Origin of the sequence: Enterococcus sp. 2G9_DIV0600 (assembly GCF_002140615.1) — a bacterium.
GTDB lineage: Bacteria > Bacillota > Bacilli > Lactobacillales > Enterococcaceae > Enterococcus_D > Enterococcus_D innesii.
Genome location: NZ_NGLL01000001.1, coordinates 802,526 through 817,913, shown reverse-complemented (window position 1 = coordinate 817,913; position 15,388 = coordinate 802,526). Strand labels below are relative to the sequence as shown.

Annotated in this window: 14 protein-coding genes and 1 pseudogene; 5 read left to right on the top strand and 10 right to left on the bottom strand. The window is 44.3% G+C overall.

Features of this window, described 5'->3' with window-relative positions; genetic code table 11:
- Window positions 1–122: 122 nt before the first annotated feature.
- The 7 genes and pseudogenes from A5870_RS03925 to A5870_RS03895 form a co-directional block, all read right to left on the bottom strand.
- Window positions 123–1,226: an alpha-hydroxy-acid oxidizing protein gene (locus tag A5870_RS03925; RefSeq protein WP_010749842.1), complete on the bottom strand. Its 1,104-nt coding sequence runs from the start codon at window positions 1,224–1,226 to the stop codon at window positions 123–125.
- A 146-nt stretch (window positions 1,227–1,372) separates the two neighbouring features.
- Window positions 1,373–1,792 (bottom strand): annotated as a pseudogene (locus A5870_RS17770) (NUDIX domain-containing protein).
- A 105-nt stretch (window positions 1,793–1,897) separates the two neighbouring features.
- The gene (locus A5870_RS03915; RefSeq protein WP_005228559.1) at window positions 1,898–2,215 is read right to left on the bottom strand and encodes a DUF1292 domain-containing protein; all 318 of its coding nucleotides are present in this window, start codon (window positions 2,213–2,215) and stop codon (window positions 1,898–1,900) included.
- A gap of 22 nt (window positions 2,216–2,237) precedes the next feature.
- Window positions 2,238–2,669 (bottom strand): Holliday junction resolvase RuvX, encoded by a 432-nt coding sequence (ruvX, locus tag A5870_RS03910; RefSeq protein ID WP_005234242.1) that lies wholly within the window; start codon window positions 2,667–2,669, stop codon window positions 2,238–2,240.
- Window positions 2,669–2,935, bottom strand: a complete 267-nt coding sequence (locus A5870_RS03905; RefSeq protein WP_005228556.1) for an IreB family regulatory phosphoprotein — start codon at window positions 2,933–2,935, stop codon at window positions 2,669–2,671. Before A5870_RS03905 ends, ruvX begins: the two co-directional genes overlap by 1 nt.
- A gap of 145 nt (window positions 2,936–3,080) precedes the next feature.
- Window positions 3,081–3,911 carry a TIGR03943 family putative permease subunit gene (locus tag A5870_RS03900; protein WP_086291879.1) on the bottom strand — a complete coding sequence of 277 codons (831 nt, stop codon included), beginning with the start codon at window positions 3,909–3,911 and terminating at the stop codon, window positions 3,081–3,083.
- A gap of 3 nt (window positions 3,912–3,914) precedes the next feature.
- A complete protein-coding gene (locus A5870_RS03895) occupies window positions 3,915–4,862 on the bottom strand; it encodes a permease (RefSeq protein WP_081117532.1) in 948 nt (315 codons plus the stop codon).
- Window positions 4,863–5,082: 220 nt separating this feature from the next.
- Between A5870_RS03895 and A5870_RS03885 the strand changes: the two genes are divergently transcribed.
- The gene (locus A5870_RS03885) at window positions 5,083–5,445 is read left to right on the top strand and encodes a thioredoxin family protein (RefSeq protein WP_086291878.1); all 363 of its coding nucleotides are present in this window, start codon (window positions 5,083–5,085) and stop codon (window positions 5,443–5,445) included.
- A 92-nt stretch (window positions 5,446–5,537) separates the two neighbouring features.
- On the opposite strand, the gene A5870_RS03880 is transcribed toward A5870_RS03885, so the two are convergent.
- On the bottom strand, window positions 5,538–6,212 hold the full coding sequence (locus A5870_RS03880) for a redox-sensing transcriptional repressor Rex (protein ID WP_005228549.1): 675 nt from the start codon (window positions 6,210–6,212) through the stop codon (window positions 5,538–5,540).
- A 217-nt stretch (window positions 6,213–6,429) separates the two neighbouring features.
- On the opposite strand from A5870_RS03880, the gene A5870_RS03875 reads away from it, so the two are divergent.
- The 4 genes from A5870_RS03875 to add all read left to right on the top strand — a co-directional run bounded on the left by A5870_RS03875 (window position 6,430) and on the right by add (window position 11,607).
- Window positions 6,430–8,361, top strand: a complete 1,932-nt coding sequence (locus tag A5870_RS03875) for an ABC-F family ATP-binding cassette domain-containing protein (RefSeq protein ID WP_086291877.1) — start codon at window positions 6,430–6,432, stop codon at window positions 8,359–8,361.
- 100 nt (window positions 8,362–8,461) lie between these two features.
- Window positions 8,462–9,184 carry a C39 family peptidase gene (locus tag A5870_RS03870; RefSeq protein WP_077451881.1) on the top strand — a complete coding sequence of 241 codons (723 nt, stop codon included), beginning with the start codon at window positions 8,462–8,464 and terminating at the stop codon, window positions 9,182–9,184.
- A 147-nt stretch (window positions 9,185–9,331) separates the two neighbouring features.
- A complete protein-coding gene (gene ald, locus A5870_RS03865; RefSeq protein ID WP_086291876.1) occupies window positions 9,332–10,438 on the top strand; it encodes an alanine dehydrogenase in 1,107 nt (368 codons plus the stop codon).
- A gap of 152 nt (window positions 10,439–10,590) precedes the next feature.
- Window positions 10,591–11,607 carry an adenosine deaminase gene (gene add / locus A5870_RS03860; RefSeq protein WP_086291875.1) on the top strand — a complete coding sequence of 339 codons (1,017 nt, stop codon included), beginning with the start codon at window positions 10,591–10,593 and terminating at the stop codon, window positions 11,605–11,607.
- 279 nt (window positions 11,608–11,886) lie between these two features.
- Here add and A5870_RS03855 read toward each other — a convergent pair whose 3' ends face one another.
- Complete coding sequence (locus A5870_RS03855; protein ID WP_086291874.1) at window positions 11,887–12,726, bottom strand: sugar phosphate isomerase/epimerase family protein; 840 nt, start codon at window positions 12,724–12,726, stop codon at window positions 11,887–11,889.
- Window positions 12,698–15,370 (bottom strand): beta-galactosidase, encoded by a 2,673-nt coding sequence (locus A5870_RS03850; RefSeq protein WP_086291873.1) that lies wholly within the window; start codon window positions 15,368–15,370, stop codon window positions 12,698–12,700. The genes A5870_RS03855 and A5870_RS03850 overlap by 29 nt, the downstream gene beginning before the upstream one ends.
- Window positions 15,371–15,388: the final 18 nt, after the last annotated feature.

The following is a 15,388-nucleotide window of genomic DNA, read 5'->3' as shown; positions in this document are numbered from 1 at the left end:
TGTTTCAAAATCATATACACTTTTTGCAGTGAAAAAAACTGTTTCCTCTGCTCTTCAGGATCAGAAAGGATCATTGAAAAAAGCACCTGAGTCAACGACTCGAGTGCTTTTTGAGGGATTGCCTATAAATAGCGATTGTCCCGTAAGACGGCTTTTTTGATATCTGCCACCGTTTGCGTCCCAGCAAGCTGCATGACCATCTCCAATTCTTTTTTGAAGAAATCAAAGACTTGTTGAACACCGGTAGCACCACCTAGAGCCAACCCATAGATCACTGGGCGACCGATCGCCACTAGATCTGCTCCGCAAGCAATCGCTTTAAAGACATGCTGTCCTCGCCGTACCCCGCTATCAAAGACGATCGGCGCCCGACCTGCCACTGCTTCAGCCACGATCTGCAAGGAATCAAAGGAAGCTGGACCACCATCCAATTGGCGTCCCCCGTGATTTGAGACCCAAATCCCTTGTGCACCTGCCCCTAATGCTCGTTCCACATCTTCTTCTGATTGCACCCCTTTGACATAAACTGGCAAGTCAGATTCTTTGGCGATAAAAGCGACATCCTGGGGACTTAATTTTTGTTTTGAGGAGCCGTAAACGGCATCCATCGTTTGTCCGATCCCTGATTGATAGGCCTGAACGATCGGCATTGCCAACGGAAAGGTGAAGCCATTACGGCGATCCGTTTCTCGATTGCCCCCCACAGTTGCATCTGCGGTCAAAACGATCGCTTTGGCGCCATTGCGTTTTGCCATCGCCAAGATGTCTTTATTGATGCCATCGTCTTTGCTCATATAGAATTGGAACCACTGCGGCGCTTCTTGGCCACCAGCTGCTCGGATTTCTTCCAACGTACAAGAAGCATACGAACTCGCCGTATAGATCGTGCCAAAACGTGAAACACCTTTGGCTGACGCTTGTTCTGCCGCAACATTTGCTAAGCCGTGGGCGGCAACAGGCGCCATAATGATTGGCGCTGACAACGTATCACCGCCAAAGGACAACGTTGTGTCCGGTAATTCAATGTCCTTTAAGACATGAGGAATGATCAATTTGTGATTGAAGGCGCGTTCATTTTCTTGATAGGTAAAAATATCCCCCGCACCACTGCTGATATAGCCATACCCACCTTTAGGAATCACTTCCTCTGCCGCGATCTCCAAATCGCGCATATTGATAAAATCAATTGCTCCTTCTGCTGTACTTGCTTGATAAATTTTTTCCATGCCTTTCCCTACTCTCCGATAAGATAACGTTTACATTCTCATCCTACGCCTGATTGTAGGATCACGCAACTCATTCGCTCACTCTGTCAAATAAGCTTCTTTTACTTTCCCACTCAAGACAGCCCTCCATTGAGCTGGCTGAATTATTATTTTGCTCGTTTAACATATTCTGCCAATAACAACGGCTGAATCGTTGGATATGTCCAGCTGGCAGGCGGCTCTGCCATTACATAGATTGCTTCGATCTCTGAGGTCAATTCATCCTGCAAGTCCGTGATCTGGGCTTCAAACACCAAGCCGTAATCGGTCTCCCCGTCTTTTTCTACCCCATAGATAAATAACGGCTCTAGAGTAAAGTGCTTAGCGCCTGTTTCTTCTTTTCATTCACAGGCGGCACACTCTGTGATGCTTTCTCCTAGTTCTCGCTTGCCTCCAGGGATCTCTAATGTGTCTCGTTCTTTGTGTTTGACATAGACGAACTTTTCTTGGTACTTGCTGATGATCACCGCAAAGACTAACTGCTCTTCTGCGATCTTTTCAAGCTCGAAAATCGTTACGTGATTCATTTTTCTCATTCCTTTCAAAAAAGCAGACATGCTTCTAAACGAAACAGTCGTTAAATCAAAAAAAAGTGCTGATCCCTTATGAAAAGGGCCAGCACTTGCAGCTTATTACTCTTCTTCTTCCGCCATGAATGTGTTGAAGACTTCTTCAATCATATCCCATTCTGCTTCTGTTTCGATCTGTTCTAATTCACCTTCAGAACCGTCTTCGTTTTCAATATAAGCGTACGCTTGTAATTCAACGTCTTCTTCTTCCGGTACGCCTGCTGGATAAAGCAAGACGTAGTTGCGGCCGAATTCTTCCGTACCGTCAACCGTTAATAGAATTTCGTATAAAGTTTCATTTCCTTGATCATCGATTAAAGTAATGTGTTCATGTCCTTCATGATCGTGATCGTGGTTATGATCGTGTGTATGTTCTGACATTTATTTTCCTCTTTTCTGTAAATTAAAACAGCTGTTTCCCAGCACCATCTAAATAATTCTGCAAAATCATGACTGCTGCTAATTTATCAATCACTTTTTTTCGTTTGGCACGCGAGGTATTCGCCTGTTCTACCAGCATTCGTTCTGCTTGAACGGTCGTCAGACGTTCGTCTTGGTAAACGACCGGCAAACCGAATTGCTGTTCGATCGCTGCGCCGTAAGCCATAGAAGCTTCCGCTCTAGGTCCGATCGTATTATTCATATTTTTAGGTAGTCCTACCACAAAACGTGAGACTTCATATTCTTTCACCAATTCAGCAAGTCGATCATAACCGAAATTGCCTTCATCTTCATTGATGCGAATGATCTCAATCCCTTGTGCTGTCCAGCCCATTGGGTCACTGACCGCCACGCCGACTGTCCGCGAACCAACATCCAATCCCATGATTCTCATTATAGGTTGATCCCGTGATTGCCTAAATAATAACGGATCAGAACTTCCATGATCTCATCCCGTTCGTGACGACGAATCAAATTCCGGGCATCCCGATAACGAGGAATGTAAGCCGGGTCGCCAGAAAGGAGATAACCGACGATTTGATTGATCGGATTGTATCCTTTTTCCTCTAATGCTCGGTAGACGATAGCTAATGTTTCGCTGACTTCTTTTTTACGGCTATCATCAAAATCAAAGCGAACTGTTTCATCTGTAAAACCCATTTCACGACACCTCTCTTTTGTATAGATTTTAGCATATGTTCCTACTATATTGTACTAAACGTTTGATAAAACTACAAACATATGCTTAGATTTTCTCCATTATAACAAAGGTTTATGATGTTTTTATGAACTTTCTTAAAAAAAGCTAGAAAGCGCGATAGACATACTGATTTTCTGGTGCTTCAATCGTCTTCTCTTGGTCTGCTACCACCATCGGCAAGTCCCGTTTGAAGGGTTGATAGTACTTCGATTGGATCGTCCCTTCCACGTGGAGCCACTGGTTATTTTCTGCCGTTGTTTGTTGAGGTAATTCCACTCGCAAGCCAAAAACGCCTGAATCAGCCACACAATGGATAATGCCAAAACGAAACAAAAAGATTTCATTGGCATCATCTTGATCTGCATGGTACACAAATCCATCATAGGTGATTTTCTTACCAATGAATTCACTCGGGTACGTATAGATCAACTCCATGACTTCCAAGTAATTTTCTTCCGTTACCGCAATCGTCTCATCTTTGGCGTAACGTGCCAATGCGGCATCCATCTGAGTGTCATAATCTTCTTTGTTAAAATAAAGACTTGTATCGGGTTTCAGATATTGGGTCGTCATTTCTGGATCCCCTACAGATTCTTCACTTAGGGGGAAATTAAACCCTTTTGCTTCAACGATCGTCGTATCCAAGCTAACGGTGGGGAAAAAGAAACCCACGATGATCGGTAAGGCTAATAGAAAATACGCAATCACTCGTTGGTGTTTTTTCTCTAATCCATGCTGGTGCTCGTCGTCATGATGATGCTCGGGCTCTTGTTTGACCCAAAAGTACAGCTGGACCAAAGCCAACAATAAAGAAATGATCATAGATAAAATAGCGAGATAGCGATAATGAATGTTGATAAACTGATTGAGTTTACCCGTCACTTGCAAATACATCATCAATTCAAAATAGCCTGATAAGATCAAAAAACGAACCATTCTTTACACCACCCATGCATAAATTGAAACGACGATTGCGACTAAACCAACTAAAGAAGCGATAAAACGCCCCGAAAAGTACCGCTTCATCATCAACAAGTTTTTAATATCTACCATTGGACCAAAAACCAGGAAACCGACGACTGGTCCCGTGCCGAATAAACTCAACAACGAAGAGCCGATAAAGGCATCTGCTTCGGAACATAGGGATAACGTTAATGCTAACAGCAGCATGACAAAGACCGCTAGCAGCTTCGTGGAACCTAATGTCAGCATCAAGCCAGTTGGCAGATAGGTCTGCATCGCTGAGGCGATCAACGCACCAATGATCAAATAACGCCCAGTATCGAAAAACTCATCCAAACTATGCTGCAGCAAATGACGAATCTGCCGAAGGAGCGGATGACTGGTCTTTTCTGTTTGATGATGGGCGTGATCATGCCCATGATGGTGTGAATGAACTGACTGCTCATTCCCGCCACTTAATTGATTGGCAAGCCGTGTTTTTAAGACCTCTTGTTTGTTAAAATACGCCAGCCAGATCCCCACGACCATTGCGACCAATAAGCTGCCCAGTACACGCAAAAAGGCGAACTTCGCGGAATTTCCAAAGGCAATGAATGTAGAAAAAATCACGATAGGATTGATGATCGGCGCAGTCAGCATAAAGGCAAACGCCGTGTACACTGGCACGTCTTTTTTTACGAACTGATTGACGATCGGTACGATCCCGCATTCGCAGGAAGGAAAAAAGACCCCCAGACCACAACCAACTGTGATCGATGCCAATTTGTTTTTTGGTAAGAGTCTCGTGACTCTTTCTGGCGTCAAGAAGACTTGTAAAGCACCTGATATCAAGCAGCCCAATAGGACAAAGGGCAAGGCTTCAATGACGATAGATAAAAAAATAACACTCATTTGCAGGACAGAATTCGGTAATGCCTGAAACATAACTTTAACCTTCTTTATCAATAAATTCGAAACGCTGGAATTACTATACGTTTTTTCCTTTTTTTATACAACGTTTTTTTTAAAGCAGTCTGTTTTTTTAATCGTTGCTTTAGATTTTCCTTATCTTTAAATCCTTCTTGTTCACCTAAATGATCAGCAACTAGCAGATATTTTGACTTTTCCTCAAGAACAGCGTACATTTTCCATGGAGGAATGACTTATGCAAAAAAATCAACCGATCCAAGAGAGGCTCGCCCAACATCCGTTGGCACTACTCTATCTCTCTCAACCAAATTGCAGTATTTGTGTTGCGGACAAACCACGCATCCAAACACTGGCACAAACCCAACAACTCCCACTATTTACCATCAACACGCTGGCAGAGCCAAAAGCAGCCAGTTTATTTTCGGTCTTGACGGTTCCCGTCGTCCTCTTGTTCGCAAATGGGAAAGAAGTGCATCGCGAAGCCCGCATCATCGATTTCACACGTTTGACTCAACAAATCTTGCGGTATCAAGAAGCACTCACAAGCGTTGAAGAGCAAGATTCCTACGAATCACTTTTTGACCAGTTAGACGAGTAAGTTCAGTGAATGAAAGCAAAAAACAGCTGTCAGATCCTTGTATATACTACGATCTGGCAGCTGTTTTTCTGGTTCCTATTTATGTGATGCGATTATTCGCTTAGTGATGGTTCTTCTACTGGTTCTTCATGTGACAAGACGTTGCCTGAATGCAAGAAATAAATCAATGTTTGCAATTCATTGGTTAAGTCAACGTTTTGAATCAGCACGCCTTTTGGTGCAGTGATCCGTGCAGGTGTAAAGTTCAAGATTCCTTTAATGCCAGCTTTCACAAGCTCGTTCACTAAATCTTGTGAATGTTGTGCGGGAACCGTCAAAATAGCCACATCGATCTGTTGGATCTTCACTTGTTCCTTCATGTCATCCATTGGATAGACCGGCACACCATCTACGATTCGACCAACTAGATCTTCGTTGACATCAAATGCGGCACTGATCCGAATGCTGTTGCTTTGGTGAAATTTGTATTTCAACAAGGCGCTCCCCAAGTTTCCGACACCGACTAAAGCTACATTCGTCATGTGGTCTTCGTTCAATGTCTTCGCAAAGAACTGCATCAAGCTTTCAACATCATAGCCGTAGCCGCGTTTTCCTAATTCACCAAAGTAGGAAAAGTCGCGGCGGATCGTCGCACTATCAACTTGAACAGCTTCACTTAGTTCGGTCGAAGAAACTTTTAATTTGCCTGCTTGGTGCAAAATACGCAAGTAACGATAATATAAAGGCAATCGCTTCGCTGTTGCCTTTGGAATTTGATGATCTTTCAAAGAATACTCCCCCATTGTGAAAAATTCACTTGTGATGAAGCTATCATAACAAATACATTGTTCAAAAATCAATTTGAATGCTCATAATTTGAAATATAAATTTTATAATGGTAAAATCAAACTTTTTCCCAATCGCCGTTTCCCCTAAAATATGATAGACTTGTAGTATTGCAACCTTGATACAGACAAGTTTCTTAAAGATAGGAATGACATACACATGATTTTATTACAAGCCAACCAAATCGCCCGTCTTTTCGGAGCCGAGGTTTTATTTGAAAATATCCAATTAGAGATTGCCAGCAATTCCCGAATCGCGCTTGTTGGGCGCAACGGTGCTGGTAAATCAACGCTACTGAAAATTATTGCTGGACTCGAAAGTCCTGATAAAGGAACGATCGCTAAAAACAAAACCGCTACGATGGGCTACTTAGCTCAAGATACCGGACTTGCTAGTCAGGCCACCGTTTGGGAAGAAATGCTGGGGGCTTTTGCAACGGTTCGGCAGATGGAGCAGCGCATGCGTACCTTAGAGATCGCCATCTCCGAAGCAGATCCTACTGCTGACTCTGGCAATCTCCTGAAAGAATACGACCAGTTGCAACATGAATTTGCAGAAAAAAACGGCTATGGCTATGAAAATGAAATTCGCTCCGTCTTGCACGGTTTTCAGTTTGATCCTTCTTTTTACACACAGCCGATCGATACCCTTTCCGGTGGTCAAAAAACCCGCTTGGCATTAGCAAAAATGCTGCTGCAAAAACCTGATATCTTGATCCTCGATGAACCGACCAACCATTTAGACATCGAAACGTTAGCTTGGTTGGAAAACTATCTGCAAGGATATGCCGGTGCGTTGCTGATCGTTTCCCATGACCGTTACTTCTTAGACAAAGTTGTCAACGAAGTCTACGAACTGAGTCGCCAAAAAATGCGCCACTACAAAGGCAATTACAGCCGCTATTTGACCCTGAAAGCTGAACAGCTGCAAAGCGAATGGAAAGCCTTTGAAAAGCAGCAAGAAGAAATCAATAAACTGGAAGACTTTGTTGCCCGCAATCTTGTCCGTGCCTCTACCACCAAACGCGCGCAAAGTCGCCGTAAGCAATTGGAGAAAATGGACCGGTTGGATCGCCCGCAAGGAGATGAAAAGTCCGCCCACTTCCTTTTTTCCATTGAAAAACCTTCAGGAAATGTTGTAATGCAAGTAGAAAATGCCGCTATCGGTTATTCTGAAGAAGAAGTCTTATCGGCGCCCATCGACTTAGATGTTCGGCGCAAAGATGCGATCGCTTTAGTAGGACCGAATGGGATCGGCAAATCAACCTTACTGAAATCACTGATTCATAAAATCCCCTTTATTCAAGGAAAGGTGCATTTTGGCGCCAATGTCTCAATCGGGTACTATGACCAAACTCAATCCGATCTGCACTCAACCAAAACGATCCTCCATGAGCTTTGGGATGACCACAGTACCACACCTGAAGTCGAGATTCGCAATATATTAGGCAGCTTCTTATTTTCGGGAGAAGATGTTGAAAAGCCGATCACGCTGTTAAGCGGTGGCGAAAAAGCCCGTGTCGCTTTGGCAAAATTAGCCATGGACCATGACAATTTCTTGATTTTGGATGAGCCAACCAACCATTTAGACATCGACAGCAAAGAAGTCTTAGAAAATGCCCTGATCGATTATGAAGGCACGTTGTTCTTCGTATCTCATGACCGCTACTTTATCAATCGAATCGCCACAAAGGTCGTGGAACTGTCTGAAAACGGCAGCAAGCTCTATCTAGGCGATTACGATTATTATTTAGAAAAGAAACAAGAAGAAGCTGAGATCGCAGCGATGCTGGAAGCAAAAACAACCGAAACCACCATTTCAGCGGGCAAACAAACCTTTGTCCAAAGCAAAGAACAGCAAAAAGCCGTTAGAACCTTACAGCGAAAAGTCGCCCAAATCGAAGAAGAGCTTGCCACGATAGAAGAAACGATCCAGCAACTGGAACAAGACATGACCGCACCAGAAGCGTTGAATGATCATGTAAAATTGACCGCGTTGAATCAAGCGTTAGAACAAGCCCGCACTGAACAAGAAGCCCTATTAGAAGCATGGGAAAATACTAGCTTAGAACTAGAGGCATTTGAAAGTTGATCGTGTCATCGGTCTGTAGGCCGATGACAATCGCTCCCTCCTTTGTTTTACTTAAAAGAACAGGATGAATACGTACAATTCGTAAAACAAGGAGGGAAAAATGCAAAAACAGACAGATGTTTATCGAAAGCGTCGGCCAATGATTGTTTTGGCAGGATTGGTGTTGATTTGGATAGGGTTCAATCGAATCTCTCATCACGTGTTGTACGGAGAGTTGTCCGAACACGTGTCTACCGCCGTTGCCTATGATGATAGCTACGATGACGAATATGTTTACTCCCAAGCTATTTTAAGTGAAGATATCAATGCTTACTTAGGGGAAATGGACATCACAACACCGATTTTCCTGCAGACGAACGAAGAATGGGCCGATAGATCCTATGGCAATGACGGCAGCCAGACCTTGGCAGAAAACGGCTGCGCGATCGCTTCTCTTGCGATGGTTCAATCCTACCTTGAAGGCTATCCCATTTCGCCACTGGAGGTCCTCGATTGGGCAGGAGATCATTATTACGTTGACGGCCAAGGAACGGACTGGCGGATTTTTTCTGACTTTGCCGATGCAAACGGCTACAACTATTATGATCTTGGCACAGATCTAGCCAGCGTTGAAGCTTACTTGCAACAAAATCATCCCGTCATCGTTTCTGTGACTCCAGGGGAATTTACAGATGGCGGCCATATTATGGTCTTAGGTGGAATGATGGACGATCAAGTGTTTGTCTTAGATCCCAATGATGATCCAGAAAAATCCCATTACTCTATCTATTACACACTAGATGAAATCGCTGATCAAAGCTTGCGCTTTTGGACCTTCAGCTGATTGATCGAAAAAAGTCCCATTGGGGGCTTTTTTCTTTGTCGTCCCGAAAGCAGCAACTGGATCTTACTTTTTTAATAAAAAAACCATTCTTTCTCCCCTTAGGAATCCGCTTTCTATTATAATGGAAGAAAGAAAGGTGTGAAGTCTATGAAAATCGGTATCCCCAAAGAAATCAAGAACAATGAAAATCGTGTGGCATTGCCGCCCTCCGGAGTCTATGAGTTAGTCCAAGACGGACACGAAGTCTTCGTTGAACAAGGCGCTGGTGCAGGATCAACCTTTTCTGATCAAGCGTATCAGGAAGTCGGCGCTACGATTGCTACCGTTGAAGAGGTTTGGGCCTCTGAATTGGTTATGAAAGTCAAAGAACCTTTACCAGAAGAATACCCCTTTTTGCATGAGGGACTGGTTTTATTCACCTATTTCCACGTAGCCGCCAATCAACAGCTTGCTCAAGCGTTGATCGACAGCAAAGTGATCGCTGTTGCTTATGAGAACGTCCAGCTGGCGAACGGCACCCTGCCTCTGCTATCGCCTATGAGTGAGATCGCTGGAAGAATGTCTGTTCAAATTGGCGCGCAATTTCTCGAAAAAATTTATGGCGGAAAAGGAATCCTGCTTTCAGGTGTTCCCGGCGTCCGTCAAGGTCGGGTTACGATCATTGGTGGTGGCGTCGCCGGTGAGAATGCCGCGAGAGTCGCCGTAGGTCTAGGCGCACAAGTGACGATTTTAGACGTTTCGATCCCACGCTTACAAGAGCTGGATCGACAGTTTTCTGGTCAAGTCCAAACCTTGTATTCCAATCGCTTGAATATCGAACGAACGATCCAATCCGCAGACTTGGTGGTAGGAGCGGTCTTATTGCCAGGACAAAAAGCCCCGTGCTTAGTGACCCGCGAAATGGTGAAACAGATGCCTGAAAAATCCGTGATCGTCGATATTGCCATTGACCAAGGCGGAATTTTTGAGACCGAAGACAAAGTCACCACCCACGACGAGCCAACCTATATCCGGGAAGAAGTTATTCACTATGCAGTGGCGAATATGCCAGGTGCTGTGCCGCAAACGGCAACCATCGCATTGAGCATTGCCACCTTGCCGTATGCCCAGCAGCTAGCGAACGATCCTTTAGCAGCGTTGCGAGAAAATCAGGCACTTGCCAAAGGGGTCATCGCCTATGAGGGCGCATTTACTTCAAAAGAAGCCGCTCACGATCTGTCATTGCCTTTTACCGATCTATCGGAATTGATTTGAGCCACTCTCCCACAATAAAAACAGCAGCCGCACAAGTAATTCGCGGCTGCTGTTTTGCTTTCTATGAGAATTTCCTTTTTTGGGTAGCATGGGCTTTGGAAGTATGCTATATTCATACTTAAAAAAAATTCGACCTAGACAGGAGGAACACTGTGCTTACTCAACAACAAATCCAAGCATTTCCTAAAGTAGAACTTCACTGCCATCTCGACGGTTCCATTCGTCCAGAAACATTGATCGCCATCGCCAATCAGCAAGAACTACCGATCGAGCAAGACATAGAAGCGGTAAAAGCACAGATGCAAGCCCCCAAAGATTGTCATGACCTGAGGGATTATCTTCGCTGCTTTGATTTCGTTCGGCCGTATTTGCAAACACAAGAAGCGTTAGCAGCTGCCGCCTATGATGTGATGGAACAAGCCGCTCAAGATGGGGTCGCTTATATTGAGATCCGCTTTGCCCCCAGCTTATCGATGGACAAAGGACTCACTTGCAGCCAGACCATCCAAGCCGTGATCGAAGGCATCGCACGAGCAGAAGAACGCTACCCAATCAAAGGCAATGTTTTGGTCATTGGGATGCGTCAAGAAGACCTACCAGCTATTACGGCGATTTTTGATGAAGCGATCGCTCTTACCGATGAAAAAGTCGTCGGCATTGATCTGGCAGGTCCAGAAGAAGACGGGTACGTCCCTGATTTAGCTGCCAGCTATCAAGTGTTCCTCAAGAACCAAAGTGTCCAGCTGACCTTACATGCAGGCGAATGCGGCTGTGTGCAAAACATTTATCAAGCCATCGAAAGCGGTGCGCAGCGGATTGGCCACGGCATCGCCTTAAAAGGAGATCCTACTGCTCAAGCATTTGTTCGAGAACAAAATCGCTGTATCGAAGGCTGCCCTACCAGCAATGTTCATACGCGTGCGATTCCCACATACTCGGCATACCCATTAAGAGAATGGCTGGAAGCCAAGGTACCTTTTTGTTTGAACACCGATAACCGAACGGTCTCAAACACGACATTGACCAATGAATACCTGCAAATGGCTCATCATTGCGACATGACCGAATCAGAGATGCGCTTCTTAAACGAAACTGCCGCTCAGCATTCCTTTGCGGAAGCTGCCGACAAAGCGGTACTCTTGAAAAAAATTCAAGAATGGCAATTCTAATAAACATGGACGCTAGTGATCCCCACTGGCGTCCATGTTTATTTCCAAAACGATCAACTTTCTTTCCTTTATGCAAAGAAGAGCCGATCGATCCTTGTTAATTCCACCTTACCTCCCATTTTCTATTTTTATGAAAATAAAAAAGCTGTTTAGATGAAATCTCATCATAAACAACTTTTCTATGCTAGATAAAAATTTGTATTCAATGTCAACGTTTTTGAAGAAAACAAGAAAACCATTCCCATGTTCTCTTACACAATCATTTACACAAGTACCCAGCTAATTTTTTAAATCTAAGCCTTCAATCAACGCCACCGCACGATCGATCCCAGCGTCTTTTGTTTCTTCTAGCACCACGTAACAGTATGGCTTGTGTTTGATCAGAAGCTGTAAAATTTCTGGATACCGTATTTGTCCTTCACCTAACGGGACAGGGATCACTTCTTCTCCCGAGAGTTGAAAATCCTTTAGGTGCAAGCAGACGATTTTCTCTCCGAAAAGAGTAAATGCTTCTTCTACCAATGCGACTTGATCAGCAGCTGTTTTTGCGGTGATCAAATTCGTTGGATCGTAAATGATCCCTAAATAATCAGAAGGAACACGTTCAATCAGCTCGGCGATGCGCTGATTCGAATACAGCGGATGATTCAGTCCAGCTTCGATCCCTACCATGATTTGATATTTTTCTCCCGCTCGAACGAGTCGCTGGATCACATGGATCAAGTCTTCAAAAACCTCATCCGAAAAATTCTCTTCGCTATATCCCAGCGCGGCAATGACTGAGCCTGTTTCTGAAGCCATCATGCTGGCACCAAAATAACGGGCATGGAATAAATAGCGCTCAAATTTCTGTAAGATTTTTTCTCGTTCCCCTGGTTCGGGATGAATCAAGTTACTATAACAACTTAACAAAGCGATTTGAACGCCTTGTTCTTGGAATTCATTCTTGAAGAAGGTCCCCATACCTGGATTCATCTTTTCAGGAGCACTTAGGTCTGGAAAAGACGCATTCAAGGCAAACTGAACGTTTTTTATTTTCTTTGCACCTATGGCTTGTGCTAACTGCTTTGGTGTATATTCTCCTGAGAGATCATGCCCTCGGATGGCTAAATGAATCATCTGACTCCTCGCTTTCTACTGTTTTTTCCCATTCAATAATCAAATTTTCATAAGGTTTTAGCCTATGGTTACCGCGCGTCAGCGCTTCCCCTGACAAGCGTTCGAATCCGGGGAGAGGTAAGGTAAAGTCAGCTGTCGTCATACCTAAGTTACTGATCCAAAGTTGGACATGGGTCGCTGACTCTCTGCGATACTTCATCACACCTTCCGAACATTTGATCAACTGGCGATCTGATTCATAAGGGAAAAGTTCTTTGCGACAAAACGACTGCCATATCAAACTGTCTGGTAAATTGCTAGGTAGCGCACCTAAATAGATGATCTCTCCTTGAGCCAGTTGTTTCTTAGCTAGTAGCGTTTGGTCATTCCCTCGTCCGATCGTTTCCCAATCTTCTGGGCAGTGAAAAACTGTGACCAAATGATCCAAAGGTTCTTCTAGGCCATCATAGGTTAGCTGATAAGCCAGTCCTTTCACCGTAAACTGCTGGATTTGGTCAAACCCGAGCCATTCTCCTAAACGATCTAAACCATTCGTCGCTGGCCACGCCAGCTCTTTGGTCCGATCCCCTGTCATCGGGCCTAAAATCAGCTTGCCTCCTGCTTCGGTAAAGGCGGCAAATTTTTTCAGCAAAGTAGGGCTTATCCAACGAACAAATGGGGCAAGAACAACATCATACTCTTCTAACGGACTATTTTCTTGAATGATTTCTACACGAATCCCTTGGCGAATCAGACTGCCGTAAAATTCGGTAAATAGGCTGCGATAATCATAAACACCCCCATGATCGATCGTGTAAAAGCGTTTCGAGTAATCCGAGTACATGATGGCTATTTTTGCTGATACATACTTCGTTTCCGCTAAAAGTGGTGCGATCTGTTGTCTTAGTTCGCCAATCCGAACTACCTCTTCATACCCACGATCTGGCTCTCCCCAAGCAGTTAACACGGCACTATGGGGTTGCTCCACACCATAGCGATGTCCACGAAAATGCCAAAAGCAGAAGGATTTCAAATTACCTGCATAGCCAATGAACGCTTCACTTGTGACAAACCCATGAGGACGAGGTGCTGCATAGTTTTCAATATGACCAGCATTGGCAGTACAAGTTTCTAACAACAACATTTCCTTGTTGCGCGGTTTGACATTCCGCCAACGATCCAAGTTCATCGTATACGCTGGATAATTGTCTGCCGGTGCATACGTATCAAAACCAGCAATATCTAAATCAGCAAATAGCTCATCATTTTGCAAGTTAAACCCAAAAGCGGAGTTATGGGTAACGGGTAACGCGGTCTCCATTCGGATAAAATGACAAAGATCATGCGCAAACTCATTCAACGTATCGGTGGTAAAACGGCGAAAGGCATTCATCAAGGAAGAATTATGCAAAAATGGGGTCGTTAGCGGCAAGACGACATCCTCAAATGCGTCATACCACTCACTCCACACCTTCGTTCCCCAACACTTATTGAGGTTAGTCACGGATTGATAGCTGTCTTTTAAATACGTATGCCAACGCGTTTGGCACGTCGTACAGTAACATAGATCGACATGACATTTAAACTCATTGTCCAATTGCAACATAACGACATTTTCATGTTTTTCGGCAATCTCCGCGATTTTTCTCGTCAAACGATAGGCATAACGGCGAAAGTCCTCGTTGTTGGTACAGACATGCTGTCTTGAGCCGTGATGCATCTTCGTTCCATCTTGGTTAGTGACTAATGCTTCTGGGTACTGTTTTGTAAACCAGCGGGGCGGAGTTGGCGTTGGAATACATAAGCAAACATCGATGCCATTTGCTTGGTACTGTTCTAGCGTACGTTCCAACAACGCAAAATCATATTCACCAGGTTGAGGCTCCAAGTCACGCCACATGAATTCCCCAATTCTAGCAAAATTCATGCCCAACGTTTTCATCGTTTGACTATCACTTTGCATAATTTCTTCCGACCAGACTTCTGGATACATGCAGGCGCCGTAATAAATATCAGGAAACAGTGGTTGCTCATGGAAAAACGCCTGTAAACGAATCGCTACGTAGCGAGCGATCATCTGCGCCCCGACCTTTGAAAAGTGGGTATCATCTGCAAGACCTGCAGGATAATTGGGATGCTCATTCGGTGCTAACCAAACAAAGAGTGCTTTGGAAGCTTCTAGTCCTAATGTGTCATAATAATGATAGGTATAGCGATTTAAATCAAACAAAACTACTTCTTCCGTTCGACTAAGTTCTCTTAAGACAGGTAAAAATGCTGACAACGTATGCGCCAGTCGTCCCTCTTCTCCTACCCGCCGTTCAACAGGTGTACACAGGATCGGGATTCCTGCTTTTTCTTTGATTTGACGGATCATGTCTGTTAAATGAGCAATGTATGCCTCCATCGTGACATGGTTTTTCTCTTTTTGGTCATTATGTCCAAATTGCAGTAGGACGACTGTATTCGGTTCGACTTCTTGCAGGAGCTGCTCAAACAACCCTTCTTCGATAAACGAACGAGTCGTACTGCCGTTTTTTGCAAAATTGCGTACGTTTACTTCTGGGGATAGATAGCTTGGTAAGGCTTGTCCCCAGCCCATCATTGGCTGTTGATCAAGGGGATAATCCGCCACGGTTGAATCTCCGCCTAGAACGATTTTCATTTCTTTTCTTCCTCCATC

What these genes read in the sequence shown, in the direction of transcription:
- A5870_RS03850 (WP_086291873.1), bottom strand. Translation starts at nt 15,370, where the DNA reads ATGAAAATCGTTCTAGGCGGAGATTCAACCGTGGCGGATTATCCCCTT.
- A5870_RS03905 (WP_005228556.1), bottom strand. Translation starts at nt 2,935, where the DNA reads ATGGGTTTTACAGATGAAACAGTTCGCTTTGATTTTGATGATAGCCGT.
- ald (WP_086291876.1), top strand. Translation starts at nt 9,332, where the DNA reads ATGAAAATCGGTATCCCCAAAGAAATCAAGAACAATGAAAATCGTGTG.
- A5870_RS03875 (WP_086291877.1), top strand. Translation starts at nt 6,430, where the DNA reads ATGATTTTATTACAAGCCAACCAAATCGCCCGTCTTTTCGGAGCCGAG.
- A5870_RS03870 (WP_077451881.1), top strand. Translation starts at nt 8,462, where the DNA reads ATGCAAAAACAGACAGATGTTTATCGAAAGCGTCGGCCAATGATTGTT.
- A5870_RS03900 (WP_086291879.1), bottom strand. Translation starts at nt 3,911, where the DNA reads ATGGTTCGTTTTTTGATCTTATCAGGCTATTTTGAATTGATGATGTAT.
- A5870_RS03915 (WP_005228559.1), bottom strand. Translation starts at nt 2,215, where the DNA reads ATGTCAGAACATACACACGATCATAACCACGATCACGATCATGAAGGA.
- ruvX (WP_005234242.1), bottom strand. Translation starts at nt 2,669, where the DNA reads ATGAGAATCATGGGATTGGATGTTGGTTCGCGGACAGTCGGCGTGGCG.
- A5870_RS03885 (WP_086291878.1), top strand. Translation starts at nt 5,083, where the DNA reads ATGCAAAAAAATCAACCGATCCAAGAGAGGCTCGCCCAACATCCGTTG.
- A5870_RS03925 (WP_010749842.1), bottom strand. Translation starts at nt 1,226, where the DNA reads ATGGAAAAAATTTATCAAGCAAGTACAGCAGAAGGAGCAATTGATTTT.
- A5870_RS03855 (WP_086291874.1), bottom strand. Translation starts at nt 12,726, where the DNA reads ATGATTCATTTAGCCATCCGAGGGCATGATCTCTCAGGAGAATATACA.
- A5870_RS03895 (WP_081117532.1), bottom strand. Translation starts at nt 4,862, where the DNA reads ATGTTTCAGGCATTACCGAATTCTGTCCTGCAAATGAGTGTTATTTTT.